The organism is Glutamicibacter sp. BW80 (assembly GCF_002332385.1).
Classification (GTDB): domain Bacteria; phylum Actinomycetota; class Actinomycetes; order Actinomycetales; family Micrococcaceae; genus Glutamicibacter.
Map to the genome: position 1 here is coordinate 1 of NZ_NRGV01000068.1, position 16742 is coordinate 16742.

Below are 16742 nucleotides of genomic sequence, written 5' to 3' on the forward strand. Positions count from 1 at the left end.
TCGATGAAATACCTGGGCTAACTGAGCAGGAATCTGTCAGCACTTTCCTGGCCGGAATGGTCAGTGGCATCGATATCGCCTATGACATGGGTGGAGGTTCGCATCCTCTCTTAGGTCGTCGCTTACAAAATATCAGCATTGAGGCCGAAAAGAAGATCATATCGTCTGCTGACGCGCTATCAGGTGGGCGCGGTCTGCTGCTTGATTTCCAAGACAATTCCGAGTTGCGTAAACGTGCAATCGGATGGGCAGACCGGGTCGACACAATAACTGGCCCCATCCACGAGCTCTCTGAGAGATCTGAACTCGTGGGAGCCGCAGGCGTGCTGGTTCGGCCCGATGGACACATTGCTTGGGTCGCTCCCGGTAGCTACCTGGACTTATCCGGCGCGTTGAGACGCTGGTTCGGCGAGCCACGCTAGATCTAAATACGAAAATAAGGAGCAGCAATTGCCAACAAATCTCATCGTTGCCAGGATGGCCCCGGAGTCTTCAGGGGCAGTAGCGAAGATCTTCGAGAAATTTGACCAAAGTGACATGCCTGAACAAATGGGGACTAAAAGACGCCAGCTGTTCCACTACAAGGGGTTGTACTTTCACTTGCAGGAATTCGAGGAGGATGGGTCCGCCCGGATTGAAACCGCTAAGACTGACCCTCGGTTCATTCAAATCAGTTCCGATCTAAAGCCATTTATCGGGGCCTTCGATCCGGCCACTTGGAAATCTCCCGCTGACGCGATGGCAACCCCCTTCTACAACTGGGAGGGCTCCGCATGAGCGCGTCAAGAGTCGCAATCACGGGTATTGGAGTGATAGCACCTGGCGCGAACGACGCACCAGCATTCTGGGATTTGATTAGCGCGGGCAAGACTTCAACGCGGAATATCACGGCATTTGATGCTTCGCAGTTTCGATCAAGGATCGCAGCTGAAATTGACTTTGACCCCTATGCTTCGGGACTCACTGCCCAAGAGGTGCGTAGGATGGACCGTTCCGCCCAATTGGCAGTTGTCGCCGCCAGAGAATCGATCGCTGACAGCGGACTAGATATGAATCTCCTTGACCCATACAGGGTGGGAGTGACAGTCGGTACCGCAGTCGGCGCAACAACGAGCCTTGATGAAGAATTTAGGGTTGTCAGCGACGACGGGAGTCAGGACTTTTTCAATCACCGTTACGCGATTCCTAATCTGTTCAACCACATGATTCCAAGTTCCATTGCGGCTGAAGTCGCTTGGATTGTGGGGGCTCAAGGGCCAGTCGCCGTTGTTTCTAACGGTTGTACTTCGGGAATCGACTCTGTGGGGCATGCATTGGACATATTGCGCGAGGGGCGCGCCGACGTCATGATCGCTGGAGCAACAGATGCGCCGATTTCCCCAATTACGGTAGCTTGCTTTGACGCTATCAAGGCAACGTCCACCTACAACGATTCCCCGGCACAGGCTTCCCGCCCCTTCGACGCCAGTAGAAACGGATTCGTGTTGGGGGAGGGGTCTGCCATCTTCGTACTTGAGCCCTTGGATAGGGCAGTCGCGCGCGGGGCAAAAGTATATGCAGAGATTAGCGGTTACGGCTCCCGGTCGAATGCCTTTCACATGACGGGACTGCGCCCGGACGGAAACGAATTAGCTGTTGCAATTAGTGCAGCGCTAGACATGGCACGCGTCGATGGACGGGACGTTGATTACGTCAACGCGCACGGTTCAGGCACGAAACAGAACGACCGGCATGAAACGGCAGCGGTAAAGAAAACCCTAGGATCGACCGCATATGAGACGCCAGTCAGCTCGATCAAGTCTATGATTGGGCACTCGTTAGGGGCCATCGGATCCATTGAAATTGCGGCATCTGTCCTAGCTATGAAGCACAATATCGTCCCGCCCACAGCAAATCTGCACGATCCAGACCCTGAATGCGACCTCGACTACGTGCCAAACACCGCACGAGAAGTTGAGATCAACACAGTACTCACAGTTGGTAGCGGCTTTGGCGGATTCCAATCCGCGATGGTCCTCACGACACCAGGAAAGAAGTAGGCATGTCGCTATCACCGGTAGTCACAGGACTGGGAATAATCGCCCCTAACGGTTTTGGCGTAGAGGAATTCTGGGAGGCTACTTGCGCCGGGAGAGGCTCGATCAAGAGAATCACCAAATTTGACCCGTCACCTTATCCTTCCAGTTTGGCCGGAGAAGTCACTTCGTTCAACGGTTCCGATCACTTGCCGAAACGGCTAATCCCGCAAACTGACAGGTCGACCCAGATGGCTCTCGTCGCCACTGATATGGCGATCGAGGATGCCGAGATCTCACTTTCAGACGTGCCGCCATTCGAGATGAGCGTCGTGACGGCGGCTTCCTCGGGTGGGTTTGAGTTCGGGGAACGCGAGCTCAAGAACCTATGGTCCAAAGGCAGCAATCATGTTAGCGCTTACCAGTCATTCGCTTGGTTCTACGCGGTCAACAGCGGGCAAATTTCTATTCGCCACGGGATCATGGGACCCAATAGCGTCATCGTCAGTGATCAGGCGGGTGGCTTAGACGCTCTTGCAATGGCTGCACGCCAGATCGATAAAGGCATCAAATTGGTCGTAACCGGTGGAATGGACGGGTCGATTTGTCCATGGGGTTGGGTGGCTCTCACCACCAATGAGGATCTCTCAAAGAGCCATTCTGAAGACGAGGCCTTCGTACCATTCGATGAAAACGCAACCGGCTATGTGCCGGGCGAAGGCGGCGCGATCCTGATTCTAGAAGACTCGGACCAGGCGGCCCTACGAGGAGCGAGAGTGTACGGTGCAATTTCCGGGTACGGCGCATCGTTCGACAAGAAGGCACTTCACCCCTCGGGAGACGCGCTCCGGTATGCCATGGCCTCCGCTTTGGCTGAAGCCGACCTCGCGCCTGAATCCATCGGTGTTGTCTTTGCAGACGGATCCGGAACTCTAAACGGGGACCAAGCTGAGGCTCAGGCGATCAATGATGTCTTCGGAATCGGAAAAGTTCCGGTGACCGTTCCGAAGACTATGACCGGACGACTTAACTCTGGCGCTGGTTCGCTCGACATAGCGTGCGCGCTGCTTTCCATCCGTGACTCGTTGATTCCACCGACGATCAACGTGTGGCATAAGAACTCCTACGGGCTAGACCTCGTCACGCGTCAGAGTCGACACAAGACCATCAAGCACGCAATGGTCATTTCAAGGGGATCCTTCGGTTTTAACTCAGTAACGATTGTGTCCGCGCCTTAACTGCTGATCCAGACCTTTGCTGCACTATCAAACAATAGAAAGGCGAGCCACCATGGTTCCCACCACCATCACCATTGAATCTCTCGTAGATATCCTCAGCCAGAGTGCGGGAGAACCTGAGGGGATTGACCCGAATACAAACATTTCCGATCTCAGTTTCGATTCGCTCGGCTACGAGTCTCTGGCTCTGCTGGAAACCATCGGCCAAATTGAACGAACCTATGGGGTGAAGCTGCCTGATTCGATCCTGATTGACGCTTTGACACCCCAATCCTTGCTGGACGCGACACTCGCAGCAATGGGACCGAATAACTAGCGAAGCGATGCCCCAACGCACACGTACCGACTCAAATAATTAGGAGAAATCATGCCCAGCACAAAACAGAGGGTGGCTGTAGTTACAGGAGCGACCAGCGGTATCGGTCAGCAAATCGCTGCTATCTTGGCGTCAAAGAATCATCGAGTATTCATAGGAGCACGTACAGCGGAAGCTGTCGCCGAAACCGTGCAAACTTTCCGCTCGGAGGGTCTCGATGTTCAGGGATCCATTCTGGATGTCAGATCAGATGAGTCCATCCGCGATTTTGTAGACCAAGCAGTGAACACGTTTGGTCCTATCGACGTCCTAGTCAACAACGCAGGACGGAGCGGGGGTGGCGTCACCGCCGACATCGCTGATGAACTCTGGGACGACGTGATGGACACTAACCTGAACAGTGTCTTCCGCATGACGCGCGCCGTGCTTACATCTGGCGGTATGCGCAACCTAGAGCGCGGTCGGATCATCAACATCGCATCGACAGCCGGCAAACAAGGCGTTGTCCTCGGGGCACCTTACTCCGCTTCGAAGCACGGTGTTATTGGGTTCACGAAAGCACTCGGAAATGAACTCGCATCGACAGGGATTACGGTGAACGCCGTTTGTCCTGGATACGTTGAAACCCCGATGGCGAAGCGTGTGCGCGAAGGATATTCGTCTGCTTACAACTTGACGGAAGGTGAAATTATGACGAAGTTCACTTCAAAGATTCCACTGGGCCGCTACTCAACACCTGAGGAAGTCGCGTCTCTTGTCGAGTATCTCTCGACTGACAGTGCGGCGTCGATCACCTCGCAAGCAATCAATGTCTGCGGTGGGCTCGGCAACTACTAGGCAGTCATCGTCGGAATTCATAAGCGTACGGCGAATAGCGCAACCCAAAATCTCAAAACAAAAAATCTGGAGCATAAATGTCCACTCCCACGTTGAAAAAAGTTGAACATTCGATTGAAATCGCAACGGACGCGTCTCGCATCTTCGAGGCTCTCCGCGATGTGGCGAACTGGCCATCCTTATTCAAACCGACCGTTCACGCGGAGTTCCTAGAGCGCAAGGAAACCGATGAAGTGATCCGTCTTTGGGCGACAGCAAACGGTCAACTTAAGACATGGACATCCCACAGGACGATCAACCGGGCGAACCGTGAGATCACGTTTGAGCAGCAAGTCTCGACCGCGCCGGTAGCAGCAATGATTGGTACATGGAAGATCGACGAGCTGGGTTCGGGGCGGGCGTTAGTTCGGCTATTGCACGAATATCGCGCGATAGACGACGACGAGGATTCATTGGCGTGGATCGACGAAGCCGTTGATCGGAATTCCCGATCTGAGTTGGCGTCACTCAAAGTCACGATGGAGAACATTTCTTCGATAGGCGCGCTCACTTTCAGTTTTGAAGACTCGGATTTTGCGACGGGTTCGCTCGCGAAGGCATACGAATTCATTAACGAGGGGGAGAAATGGGCTGACCGTCTTCCTCATGTCCAGAAGGTGATCTTCTCCGAGCCGGAACCCGGTCTTCAGAGCATCGAAATGACCACAACTGCAACTGACGGTACTGAACACACGACTCGGTCGTTTCGGGTTGCTTCTTTGAATGACAGCATCCACTACAAACAAGTAGATCTTCCCCCTCTGCTGACGATGCATACAGGGACGTGGATGTTCTCCGCGAGCGACGAGGGCGTTCGGATGACATCTCGGCACACCGTGAGAGTCCGAGAAGCAAACATCACAAAGTTTCTCGGCTCCGAGGCGACTGTCGAAGATGCCAAAAACTATTTGCGGAACGCCCTGGGCGCCAATAGCAGGGCGACACTAAGACTAGCCAAGGATTTCGTGGAGTCAGAGAGTGACTGAAATAGCTGATAACCAGCCCGTGGACTTCGACGTCATCGTTGTCGGCGCCGGACCCACGGGGATGCTCTTGGCGGCAGAGCTCTCCTTACAGAAGATTAGCGTTTTGGTTGTCGACAGCTTGCCCAAGCCAAGCGAGACTTCTCGCGCTTCGACATTGTTTGCGAGAGCAATGGAAATCCTGAGTACTGTGGGCGTGCTTGACAAAATGGAAGCGCTCAAAAGGAAACAACACGGGCATTTCGCTGGCATAACGGTTGACCTTACATCTGGCAGCGAGTTCGATGGTTCATGGAATCTACCTCAGGCTGCGATTACTGCAACTCTGTATCAGCGGAACCTTGAACTTGGGACTACATTCGCCTTTGGCAGCGAAGTCATCGAAGTGACGCAGTCCGCGAAGAGTGTGGTGACCACCTTGGATGGATCACAAGGTGTTTCTACGATAAAAACGCGCTTCTTGGTCGGGTGTGATGGTGCCACAAGTGACATTGCTGGATTCGGTGCCTTCGAGTTTCACGGATACTCGGGCACCGCAAGGATCCTGCGGGCAGATGTTGAAGGGATCGATATTCCCGATCGCTCCTTTCAACGAACTTCACGAGGACTCTCAGTTGCATCTCGTCAAGCGAGCGGTGAGACCCGGGTAATGACCCATGAATATTCGACGGCAGCCTTTGAGGATGCGCCAGACAGCTCGCTTGTTGCCACCTGGCAGCGCGTCACCGGAGAAGATCTCAGTGCTGGCGCAATCGTTCGAGAAGAACGACTTGACGCAACTTGCAGAGTTGCAAAAAACTTTAGAGACGGCCGCCTGATATTGGCGGGTGATGCAGCGCATCCACTTCTACCAATCGGAGGTCAGCCCCTGAATCTTGGCATTCAGGACGCCTTCAATCTCGGATGGAAGCTCGCGCAGGTGGTCAAAGGACGCTCGTTCGGCAGCATACTCGACACCTATTCGACCGAACGCGGGGGAGCAGCCCAAGAAGCCCTGATCGATACTATGGCACAGTACAAAATTATTTTTGGGGACGCTTCATTCGACTACCTCCGCGCATCTATTGGCGGTCTACTCGAATATGAGAACGTCCAGACACACTTTGCCAAACGGATTTCTGGGCTTGGCCACCGGTACCCGGTCGGCACCGATTCACATCCTTTGATTGGATGCAGAATCTCACCGGACGATCTGGTAATTGTTCCGGATGGGACGCTTCAATCAATCCAGAAGACTCGTTCTGGAATCCTCATAGTAGATGTATCCGAAGGCTCTCATTCTAACGACATCAATGGGTTAGTTGATTCCTGGCAAGGGCAAGTGATCCGTGTCAAGGCACGGATCAGAGCCCGCGCCAGGCACCCTGAGGCCGGCGCAATCTTACTGCGGCCGGATGGATATATCGCATGGGCTGGGACTCAGCCGTACGAAGGGCTTGCCGAAGCTCTAACCGACTGGTTCGGTCCAGCACAAACCAAAGCTCACAACTAATTATTATGGAGTTGCAAAAATGGAAAAACTCGCAAATAAAACAGCACTGGTAACAGGTGCCAGTCGTGGAATCGGTAAGGGAATTGCCTCACGGCTAGCTGCGGATGGCGCATTGGTAGCTGTCCACTATTCTTCTGATCGAAGCGCGGCAACGGCTGTGGTTTCCGACATAGAACGGGCCGGGGGGCGGGCATTTCCAGTTCAGGCAAACTTTGACGAAGCAGGCTCAATTCACAGCCTCTTTTTACAAGTCGACGAGGGTCTCAGAGAACGAATCGGCTCCGTATCCCTCGACATCGTGGTCAACGCGGCCGGGGTCATGGGAGGAAAGAACGTCGAGGACACGCGACCGGACGACTTTGACAATCTATTCCGAGTCAATAGTAAGGCGCCATTTTTCGTTATTCAGAGGGCGCTGTCCAACATTTCGGACGGTGGCCGGATCGTCAATATCACCTCGGGACTGACGCGTTTCGCGAATCCAGACGAAATCGCCTACGCGATGTCAAAGGGAGCCTTGGAGCAGCTAACGTTGCACCTTGCGAAACATTTGGCACCGCGAGGTATCACGGTGAATAGCGTGGCCCCCGGAATTACCAACAATGGAAGTCCCGTTTTCGAGAATCCGGAAGCCGTCGCGTTCATGTCAACCCTCTCCGCATTTGGTCGAGTCGGCACGCCGGCGGATGTTGCGGACGTTGTGGCGTTCATGGTCTCACCAGATGCTCGTTGGGTTACAGGGGCTTTCGTGGATGCAACTGGTGGCACTCTGCTCGGTTAGCGGACATTGCGGAAGTCGACTATGCGACAAAATAACAACGGGAGGACAGAAGTCCTCCAGGATCTATTAGTCCTGCCCTCAGGAAAGTGGACGTTTCGTGCCCATTTGTTGGTGATGGTTCTTTCGGGCAACATTTTGATCGATTCTCTCGAAGTATCGGTCGGCATTCTGTCGTTACCAGCCATTAGTGATTCGTTTCAGACTCCGCTGTCGACCGCGCAATGGGTCGTGACCGGGTTCGCCCTAGGGTTCGCCAGTTTCCTCCTACTGGGAACCCGTGCGGTCGCTAAATACGGCTCCAAGCCGGTCTACTCGACATTCCTGCTAATTTTTGCAGTTGCAACGGTCGTTGGTGCAGCCGCGCAGACTCCGGAGGTTCTCATTGCAACGAGAATGCTAAAAGGTGCCTGTGCGGCCTTTACTGCGCCGACCGGAATGTCAATAATTGCCGAAACTTTCAAGCGGAAAAACGATCGATATAAAGCAACGCTCATATATTCCTTAGTTGCCGGATGCGGTTTCACCGCAGGGTTGTTGTCCATAGGAATTTTAGGAAACATATCCTGGCGTTTGGCATTTCTTGTACCCGCTCCAGTGGTCGTCGTGCTCTTGGGCATCGGGTTATTCGTGATCCCTAGTCGTACGTCCGAGCTACGTCCGGAATCAAGGCTGAGGGGGATAGCGGTTACTTCGGTTATTTTCGCACTCGGGCTGGTCTTGATGGTGTTGACCTTGGTAAATCCAGTAAGCGTGGGACGACAGTCAAGCACTCTCTGCTTAGTTTTTGCTCTGACGGCCACCTGTATCCTCCTTCTGATTCGGTTGTCTAAACACGCGAGAAACTCGTCCAGAATTTTAGGGAATCATCAGTTCATCTGGACAGCACTATGTGCATTTACTTTCAACGGGGCATTCTTAGGGTTCCTCATTGTTCTTGGTTTATATTTTCAGTCCGGCCTCGGCTTAGGTCTTATTGAAACCGCGCTTCGAATTTTGCCGGTTACCGCGCCTATGGTGGCGATCACCCTTGTTTCCAATAGTCTTCAAAAGTGGCTGGGGAATATTCGTCTCATTATGATAGGAACTGGGCTTGCGGTGGCTGGGTACCTGTACTTGCTCGTTCTCGGATTATCAGACAACTATTGGATCACGATGTTTCCTAGCTTTTGTTTGATCGGGCTGGGATTTATGTGTGCCTTTGCGGCCTTCCACGCTCAGGCAGTGTCCACGGTAGGAGCCTCTGATTGGGCCACGGCCAACGGCCTTTATCAAACTGGGGTCCAAACCTCTGCCACAATTTGTTCTGCCATTGTGGTGGCCCTGCTTCATGCTCCTGTCGGAGAGATGGCTGACGGCATCGGTGACCAACTCGCATGGGGCACAGGGCTCCTCGGTGCCGTTGCAATCGGAATTCTCTCGATGGGAGCATCCATCGCGGGTGCAGTGTCAAGTCAAAGACTAATGGCATCGAAAATATGATGGATCAGATTTCGCGGCGTATTCTATGGGAGCAGCCCGGGCTCCAAGTGTGGGAGGTTACGATTGAAGACGACGAAGCCGTTCTTCTGGACGCGGCAAACTCACTCTTCGATAAAACAGATCTTGACCGGGTCGGCTCCTACTGTTCGAGTCAGGCGCGTAAGAATTTCATCGGCACCCGGATCGCGCTCCGACAAGTGGCTGCTCAAATAATGGCGGTTGATCCAGCCTCGTTCACTATCTATCGTTCGCAGTGCAGCAATTGCAACGGTCGGCATGGACGCCCGGAATTTTCCAAACCTGGGGAACCTCATTTTTCACTTTCACACAGTGAGAATGGGGCTCTAGTCGCCTTCTCAGAGTCTGCCATTGGCGTGGACATCCAAAAGATGCAACCTCTTGATCGCTTTCGGGAGGCTCGGAAACGGCTACATCCGGACGAGCGGCGGGAGCTTGACGCGGTGGCACCGCAAAGTCAAACGGCGGCGTTTGCTCAACTCTGGACTCGAAAGGAATCGTATTTGAAAGCGATTGGTTCTGGGTTGTGCCGATCGGCAGCGCAAGACTACGTAGGTTATCGATTCCTTAACGATCCTGATTCGTGGAGCATTCATGATCTCGCCGTCGGGGATAATTACCGCGCCGCGGTGACATTTGCCCGGTCGCTCAAATACTGACTTCCTACTAGCAATGTACAACAAACTGCCGCCCCGTTTATGGGCAAGAAGGGCGTTACAGTGAGAACAATTTCGCCGATTACCTTCACGATTGGATCAGCAGTGCTGTCCGGGATCCATGCTCGAGGTTCCTCCGGGGTGCCGCGAGCAACAATACTCGCTCTTCACGGTGCGGGTATGTCCTCCGACTACTTCGCCGCTGAACCCGAAAGTGGCCAATCATTCATGCAGATGGCAGTGTCCCGAGGCTTCAATGTTCTAGCTCTTGATCGTCCCGGATACGGGGAATCGGAACGACACTTCCCAGACGGATTGAATGCGAGAGAACAATCGGAGGTGGTCTCTCTGGTCATCGCTGACTATTCAAGCCGTTTCGACATTGGTGCCGGGATCCTAATATTTGCGCATTCTTTTGGTGGCATGGTGGCTCTTGAATCGGCTGCTTCAAAGCACGGTCTCATGCCTCTTGCCCTTGAAATTTCTGGTCTCGGATATGAACCAACCCAACAAGCGATTGAATTTCGATCAGATCCGCGGTTGTGGCCATTCGGGTGGGGTCCGGCGTCGCTATACTCGGGGGCGATGCTTCGTGCAGCTCAGAGATTCCTGCGTACGACACCGAAAAATGAGAAGAGCGCTGTTCAGGTCTGGCATCAGCTACTCCCGTCTCTGGCCGCTCGGGTCACCAGCCCCATCCGGATGACCTTTGCCGAGCACGAAAATTGGTGGCAACGCCATCCTGCGGCGCTCGACAGGCTTCGTCGGCTATTTCGATCGAACAATTTGACGATAGAGACGCTCAATGGGGCCGGCCATAACATTGGGCTGGGAATTACCTCAAGCGCTTACCACCGTGTGGTCCTGGCGTTCTTCGAGAGAGTGACCACCAGCGCAGAATAGCGCTACCCTAACGACGACTTCAGCCTTTCTGGTTTGGGCTTTCGCCCGGCTACAACCTATCTACCATGGAGAAGTAATCAAACAATGTACACCCCTTCACCCGAAAGATTGTGCTCGGACTTAGCAAATACTTTCCACTCGTCCATATATTTTTCACCGCACCTCGCTGAGTTACTTCCTAGTGCTCTCCGCGAGAACCCCATGGACGTCTATCTGGCAGGTCGACTGAGTCCAGCGGGGATTGTGAGTGGGAATGGCGCCTCGTCATTGTTGTACAGTTTCTCGGCGGCAATGCTCAATCGGCGTGTGCCCCTAGTCTGGGATGCGATTTCTCCGGCAGCCGCGATCGAGGCCCGATTCGTGGCGATCGATAGGACGCTCACAGAATATCTTCCTGCTGACCTCATTAGTGGTGAGAGCATGGTCCTAGCTGCATCACTCGCGAGGAAGGCCGCTGATGCCTGCGCAGCGGAAGGCCGCCCGATGTTCGGTGCCCTCAAAAATATAGAGTACCCGGAGCCGGCTTATCTGGCACTATGGCACGCATGTACGCTCCTGCGGGAATACCGGGGCGACGGTCACATTGATGTGCTTAGGGAACACGGCTTATCAGGCATCCAATCGTTGGTCTTCCATTCGAGTACTCCGATGGGGATGCCGATGGAAGTCGTCAGAGAAAAGCGAGGATGGTCGGTCAAAGATTGGACAGATGCTGCACAGTCGCTGGCTAGCCTAGGGCTGCTCAACGGGGCCGGCCAGATCACCGATAAAGGTCTCGCATTGCATTGGTCCATTGAAAGTGAAACCGATACCGGGAGCCGGCAACCATTCGAATCTCTAGGCATAACCGATACGCGGGCCCTATCGGATTTAATGCAGCCAATGGTTAGAGCGATGGTCTCGAACGGACTTTTCCCTACTGCTCTACTTAACGTGTTTGTAACGAGCGAAAATTCGGAGCAGCCCAGTCCATAACTCGAATCCACCCATTCGTCGCTGGATAATTTCGGGAGAAGCGCAGAACATCTGATCTATCGAAAAGTTTGCACCGTATCCGAAAGTATCAACTGCAGTTATTTTCGGATACTTCGACCATCTTCTGTGGAAAATACGCCGGAAGTTTGCAGCCCTTGCCCGCTTCTGGCCTACGGGTGAGGTGATATAGAAGAGATCGCTCTCTACAGTTGGTGCTCTAAGGGTACCAGCGTGCAACAACCCACGTGCGGTTTAGATGTGCTGCAACACTTTTATGTAACGCCCTGCGTTGGAGGGGCGTCAACGCTCCTTGCCGGCTCCTGGGGCCGGTTATTTTGTGGGCTGGATCAGGCAGTATGGATCATTGATGAACTCCGGGCACGGATTGCCTGGAACTAAGCGGGGCCTTGGCTGCCAGATGATTTTGTTAAAGGAGGAAGAGCGGGAGATGAAATCTTCGAAGCAGCCGGTCTGGGCTGTGATTGCAGCAGCGTTGTTTGTTCTGTTGGCTCTAGGGGCGGTGGTCCTGCTACTTCTTGGGCTTGTGGACGTGGTCAAGACATTAGACGCTCCCAAAGCGGCAATCTTTGTTTCTCTTGTCGGCATCTTGGGTATTTTTATTACCCAATCGTTGACCGGGTACTGGAACCGGAAGCTAGAAAAAGAGCGCGCCCAGCTGGCCCGCCGTACCGACGTGTATGAAAGTCTCGTTCGCTCACTGACTGGCATGCTGACAGCTAAGGGTGACACAGAGAAAAGGGACGAATACTTCCAAAAGATGCTCGATTTTAGCCCGCAGGTGATCGTGTGGGGATCGGGCCCTGTCCTGAACGCCTGGAATCATTTCCGATACAGGCTTATGAGCGTTAGCGAGGAACCGTTTCGGGAGAACGAGTTCCCCAAAATCACAGCTGACCTTCTCAAAGCAATTAGAGAGGACCTAGGCCACAAGGACCGAAACAAGGTTTTCGACTCAGATCTTCTGCGCCCGTTTATCAACGATGCAGAGCCTGGCCAGAACTACTCCATAACGCCTACGGAGTGAATCAGGCGTGAGGGGTCGCGGGTGCAATTCATCTTGCGTTCCGGTGATGCGCGAGCGAAGTCCATTGGGTACCTCTACGTTTAGACCATTTCGGATGGTGCCGTAAAATGGTGCCGTAAAAAAGGGGAACAGTGTTGAGCTGTTCTGCTTGGTGTTGGGGGCGGGCCTTGTGGGGTCCGTCCTCAGTGTTTTAACTGCAGTAGCCCGTTTGCTACGCGTGGTGCTCATGTTTCGGTGCTCATGCGCCTTTCTAAGTAGCTTCAACCAATAAAAGGGGGCACTTTGCCACCGCGTACAGACCCGGAATCACGGGGCTTCTGGTTGGTGTTTCTCCGCCTGGTTGGTGGGGGACATACCATCGCTGGTTCACCTGCAGCAGGATTCCTGGTCGCTAGGACTTGGTCGCGCTAGCCAGAAGTAATCCAGCCAGGGCATCACCCAACCCGTGCACCCTTCAACCAAAGAGGAGGTCTGGCAACCCAGAAGACTGGTCTTGCTCCGTGATCGCGGTATGTCGCATGCTGGTGCGAGCATCTTATTGCCTCGGCAAAGCCAGACCTGCTCCAGTGCTGCAGGCGCCTGCACAACGGGCTGAAGTGGCCTACTTTAGGAGCTTTAATGGCCTACTCTCAGAAGCCGAAACACACCGTGGCTGGTTCGCAGCCGGAACTACGCCAGGGTTGTGCTGCCACGTGATGGTATGTCTCCTCCTTTGGCGCGAACACCGTATCGCCCACGCCCTGTCGTGGGACCTCTGTGGGGTGATGCTTTATTGGCGTGTGGGTGTTGAGTGCTTGTTTGTGTGTGCGTGTGTTCGTGGGTGTGGCTAAGGCCGGAAGCTGGTGGGCTTCCGGCCTTAGCTGCTGGGGGTGGGGGTTAGGAGCGGCAGTTGACGATGCGTGGATTGACTAGTGGCGGGATGTCGATTTGGAGGCATCGTCCGTCGGCTGAGGCGTTGGAGGCAGTGGCGGAGATGATGCCTACCGCTGCGGCCGAGGCTGCGGCGAGGGCTGCGCCGACGACGGGGGCGCCGGGGCCGAACATTGCTGCGATGCCTGCGCTTCCGGTGAGGAGGCCGGCGATGATGACGCCTTCGTCGCGCATGTTTTTGGTTTCGGCACGGCTGTAGGTTAGGCGTCCGTAGAAGCCTTTCCATTCGGCTTCGGGGTCAAGGATCACTGGGTAGGTGGTGTCCTTGGTGGGGTTGATGGTTTGGGTGAGAGTGTTGCCTTTGAGGGTGAACTTGGTGGGGACTTTTTTGCCGTTGGCGTCGATGGCCCAAGGCGTTTTGATTTCGCCGAAGCTTGCTTCAGCTTCTACTCCGGGGCGTGAGTTTCCTAGTTGGGGGTCCAGGACAAACTGCACGCTGCCGTCTTTGTCTAGCTGTGGGACGATTCCGTCGGAGTAGCCCAGGTCGAAGTTGTAGGATCGGTCGGCGTTGGCGTCAGGGACGGCAACGACTGCGCGAGCTGATAGTGAGGCGTTGGCGTCAGGGCCTTGTGTGCTGGTGGAGGACTGCATGGGTTCGGTGATGACTGCTGCGCCTGCGCTGCGACTTAACTGATCGCTCGGGCTACTGATGTCCGCATTCTGCGGCAAGCCCACGGTGAGCCAGGTGCCGTCAGGATGCTTCAATTCGATCTGCCCGGCGTCTTCACTTAACGCCGGAAGGCAGGCCATGAGACCCACCGCCACTCCGCTACCGCGCCGCCGTCGATTGCGCCTGCAGCTGGCCGGGCTGCAGGTGGTCATCGTCCTGGCCGTCGTGCTCGCGGTGGCGGTCGCGGTGATGGTGGTCGAGGATCAGCGGGTGCAGGACCAGGCCTATGCGCGGGTCGGCACGGTGGCCAGCCATGTGGGCAATGAGCCGGCGGTGATCGCGGCGCTGAACACCGAGGACGCCGCGCAGGTTATCGCGCCGATCGCCCAGCTGGCCCGCGAGGTGTCCGGGGTGGACTACGTCGTGGTGGTGGGGCTGGATAACATCCGCCTTTCGCACCCGGACCCGGAGCAGATCGGCCGGCCGGTGTCCACCGATCATTCGCTGATGCGCCAGGGGGAGAGCTTTTCCGGGATCGAATCCGGAACGCTGGGCCCCACCCTGCGGGTGAAGGCGCCGATCCGTGCCGACGGCCAGATCATCGGCACGATCTCCGTGGGGATCTTGCAAAGCGAGGTGCGTGCCCAGCTGAACTCCATCGTGGTGGGCTTCGCCCCGTGGATTCTGGGCGCCGCCGGCCTGGGCACGCTGCTCAGCCTGTCCGCGGCGCGCGCCATTCGCCGCCGCATCTTCGGGGTGGAGCCCGATGAGGTCCCGGGCCTGCTCCAGTCGCAGAATGCGCTGCTCTACGCGGTGAGCGACGGGGTGCTCGGCGTGGGACCCGCGGGGCGGATTACCTTGTGCAACGGGGAGGCCGAGACGCTGCTCGGATTGCGCGAATCGGTGGTGGGCCGCATCGCCGAGGAGGTGCTGGATCCGCTGCTGGGCACGATGCCCGAGGAAGGGGCCCGGCAGGTGCTGGTGGGCGAACGGGTGCTGGTGGTCTCGCGGCGCAATGCCGTGGCCGGGGCGGCCCGGGCCGATGCAGGTTATACGCTGACCCTGCGCGATCGCACCGCGCTGGAGGCTTCGCTGCGCGAGCTGGCCGGCCAGCGCGGACTGGCCGATGCCCTGCGGGCGCAGACCCACGAGTTCGCCAACCGGCTGCATGTGCTCTCCGGCTACCTGTCCGTCGGCGCGCACCAGAAAGCGCAGGAGTACATCGCCCGGATCGCCGGTCCGCAGGAGCGCACCGCGGTGGAACTTCCCGATTCCGGGTTGGCCGGGGTGCTCTCGGCCAATGCCGCGGTGGCCCGGGAACACGGGGTGTCCTTCGAGGTGTCGGCGCAGTCGCTGGTCGCGGCGGGCGCCGGGGCCGACGGCGACCTGCTGACCGTGCTGGGCAATCTGCTCAGCAACGCGATCGAGGCGGCCGGGGACGGGGGCCGGGTTGAGGTCTTTGTCCGGCTGGCCGAGCACCGGGTCGAATTGCGGGTGGAGGACAGCGGTCCCGGGGTGCCCCCGGAGCAAGCCGAACGCATCTTCACGCGCGGAGTCAGCGCCAAGGATCAAAGCATCCAGCCCCATGGGATCGGGCTGGCCCTGGTCCAGCGGATTATCCAGCGCAGAGGTGGGACAATCGAGGTTGGAGACTCCGCGCTGGGTGGCGCGCAATTCGCCGCCCGGTGGCCGGCGGCAACAGGGCAGGGGAACTAAGCTATGCGCCAGATCGAAACGCTGATCGTCGACGACGACCCGGATGTGCTGGCCATGCACGAACTTTTTGTTGCATCCACCGACGGATTCCGTGTCGCGGCCACCGCCACCCGCGCCGCCGAGGCGCTGGCCTGCCTGGAGGCGAATGCGGGAATCGAGCTGATCCTGCTCGACGTGCACCTGCCGGACGGAAATGGCGTCGAGGTCCTCGCCGAGGTGCGCGCCCGGTTCAGCCAGGTGGGGGTCATCATGATCACCGCAGCCGCCGATGCGCCCACGGTGCGCGGAGCCATCGGCCAGGGGATCGACGGGTACCTGGTCAAGCCCTTCGCCGTCGGGGAATTCCGCAGGCGGCTGGACCTGTTCCGTCAGGCGCGGATTGCCGCGCCGGAACGCTTGGCCCAGTCGGCTATCGACGTGCTGCTGCGCGAAGAGGCCGAATCGACGGGATCCGGGCCGGCGCCCGCCCCGACCGGCAGTCTGCCCAAGGGCTACGCGCAGGCCACCCTGGATCTCATTGCCGACGCGGTGCGCGGGGTGGACGCGGATATTTCGGCGGCCGAGGTGGCCGAGGCCTGCGGGGTCTCCCGGGTCAGCGCCCGACGCTATCTGGACCTGCTGGAGCGGCGCGGGCAGGTGGAACTGCGCCCGCGCTATGGTTCGGCGGGGCGCCCGGAGCACCGCTATCGCTGGGTTCGCCGCTGAGCCG

The 16742-nt window shown here is 56.5% G+C and carries 16 protein-coding genes and 1 pseudogene; 16 read left to right on the top strand and 1 reads right to left on the bottom strand.

Annotated elements, in window-relative coordinates; all coding sequences use genetic code 11:
* The 14 genes and pseudogenes from CIK76_RS19500 to CIK76_RS17225 form a co-directional block, all read left to right on the top strand.
* Positions 1–422 (top strand): annotated as a pseudogene (locus tag CIK76_RS19500) (hypothetical protein); the annotation flags it as partial.
* Between the two features lie 28 nt (positions 423–450).
* The gene (locus CIK76_RS17165) at positions 451–777 is read left to right on the top strand and encodes a TcmI family type II polyketide cyclase (protein ID WP_096288717.1); all 327 of its coding nucleotides are present in this window, start codon (positions 451–453) and stop codon (positions 775–777) included.
* Positions 774–2039, top strand: coding sequence for a beta-ketoacyl-[acyl-carrier-protein] synthase family protein (locus CIK76_RS17170; RefSeq protein ID WP_096288719.1), 1266 nt, complete (start codon positions 774–776; stop codon positions 2037–2039). The genes CIK76_RS17165 and CIK76_RS17170 overlap by 4 nt, the downstream gene beginning before the upstream one ends.
* A 2-nt stretch (positions 2040–2041) precedes the next feature.
* Positions 2042–3253: a ketosynthase chain-length factor gene (locus CIK76_RS17175; protein WP_096288721.1), complete on the top strand. Its 1212-nt coding sequence runs from the start codon at positions 2042–2044 to the stop codon at positions 3251–3253.
* A 52-nt stretch (positions 3254–3305) separates the two neighbouring features.
* Positions 3306–3569: an acyl carrier protein gene (locus tag CIK76_RS17180; RefSeq protein WP_096288723.1), complete on the top strand. Its 264-nt coding sequence runs from the start codon at positions 3306–3308 to the stop codon at positions 3567–3569.
* A 51-nt stretch (positions 3570–3620) separates the two neighbouring features.
* Positions 3621–4406: a 3-oxoacyl-ACP reductase FabG gene (fabG, locus tag CIK76_RS17185; RefSeq protein WP_096288725.1), complete on the top strand. Its 786-nt coding sequence runs from the start codon at positions 3621–3623 to the stop codon at positions 4404–4406.
* Positions 4407–4483: 77 nt separating this feature from the next.
* Entirely contained in the window at positions 4484–5431 is a 948-nt protein-coding gene (locus tag CIK76_RS17190; protein ID WP_096288727.1) for an aromatase/cyclase, read from the top strand.
* Positions 5424–6920, top strand: a complete 1497-nt coding sequence (locus CIK76_RS17195; protein WP_096288729.1) for an FAD-dependent monooxygenase — start codon at positions 5424–5426, stop codon at positions 6918–6920. Before CIK76_RS17190 ends, CIK76_RS17195 begins: the two co-directional genes overlap by 8 nt.
* A 19-nt stretch (positions 6921–6939) precedes the next feature.
* Positions 6940–7701 (top strand): SDR family oxidoreductase, encoded by a 762-nt coding sequence (locus tag CIK76_RS17200; protein WP_096288731.1) that lies wholly within the window; start codon positions 6940–6942, stop codon positions 7699–7701.
* A 21-nt stretch (positions 7702–7722) separates the two neighbouring features.
* Positions 7723–9180 (top strand): MFS transporter, encoded by a 1458-nt coding sequence (locus CIK76_RS17205; RefSeq protein WP_096288733.1) that lies wholly within the window; start codon positions 7723–7725, stop codon positions 9178–9180.
* Positions 9177–9857 carry a 4'-phosphopantetheinyl transferase superfamily protein gene (locus CIK76_RS17210; RefSeq protein WP_176484289.1) on the top strand — a complete coding sequence of 227 codons (681 nt, stop codon included), beginning with the start codon at positions 9177–9179 and terminating at the stop codon, positions 9855–9857. The genes CIK76_RS17205 and CIK76_RS17210 overlap by 4 nt, the downstream gene beginning before the upstream one ends.
* A gap of 39 nt (positions 9858–9896) precedes the next feature.
* Positions 9897–10757, top strand: a complete 861-nt coding sequence (locus CIK76_RS17215; RefSeq protein ID WP_096288735.1) for an alpha/beta hydrolase — start codon at positions 9897–9899, stop codon at positions 10755–10757.
* Positions 10758–10958: 201 nt separating this feature from the next.
* Positions 10959–11732, top strand: a complete 774-nt coding sequence (locus tag CIK76_RS17220; RefSeq protein ID WP_096288737.1) for a hypothetical protein — start codon at positions 10959–10961, stop codon at positions 11730–11732.
* A 448-nt stretch (positions 11733–12180) separates the two neighbouring features.
* Entirely contained in the window at positions 12181–12777 is a 597-nt protein-coding gene (locus CIK76_RS17225) for a hypothetical protein (RefSeq protein ID WP_141393607.1), read from the top strand.
* Between the two features lie 876 nt (positions 12778–13653).
* Here the strand turns inward: CIK76_RS17225 and CIK76_RS17230 are convergent.
* Positions 13654–14457: a hypothetical protein gene (locus CIK76_RS17230; protein WP_176484291.1), complete on the bottom strand. Its 804-nt coding sequence runs from the start codon at positions 14455–14457 to the stop codon at positions 13654–13656.
* Here CIK76_RS17230 and CIK76_RS17235 point away from each other — a divergent pair.
* Positions 14456–16033, top strand: a complete 1578-nt coding sequence (locus CIK76_RS17235; protein WP_176484292.1) for an ATP-binding protein — start codon at positions 14456–14458, stop codon at positions 16031–16033. The genes CIK76_RS17230 and CIK76_RS17235 overlap by 2 nt on opposite strands.
* A 3-nt stretch (positions 16034–16036) precedes the next feature.
* Positions 16037–16738 (top strand): response regulator, encoded by a 702-nt coding sequence (locus CIK76_RS17240; RefSeq protein ID WP_096288745.1) that lies wholly within the window; start codon positions 16037–16039, stop codon positions 16736–16738.
* The last annotated feature ends 4 nt before the right edge of the window (positions 16739–16742 follow it).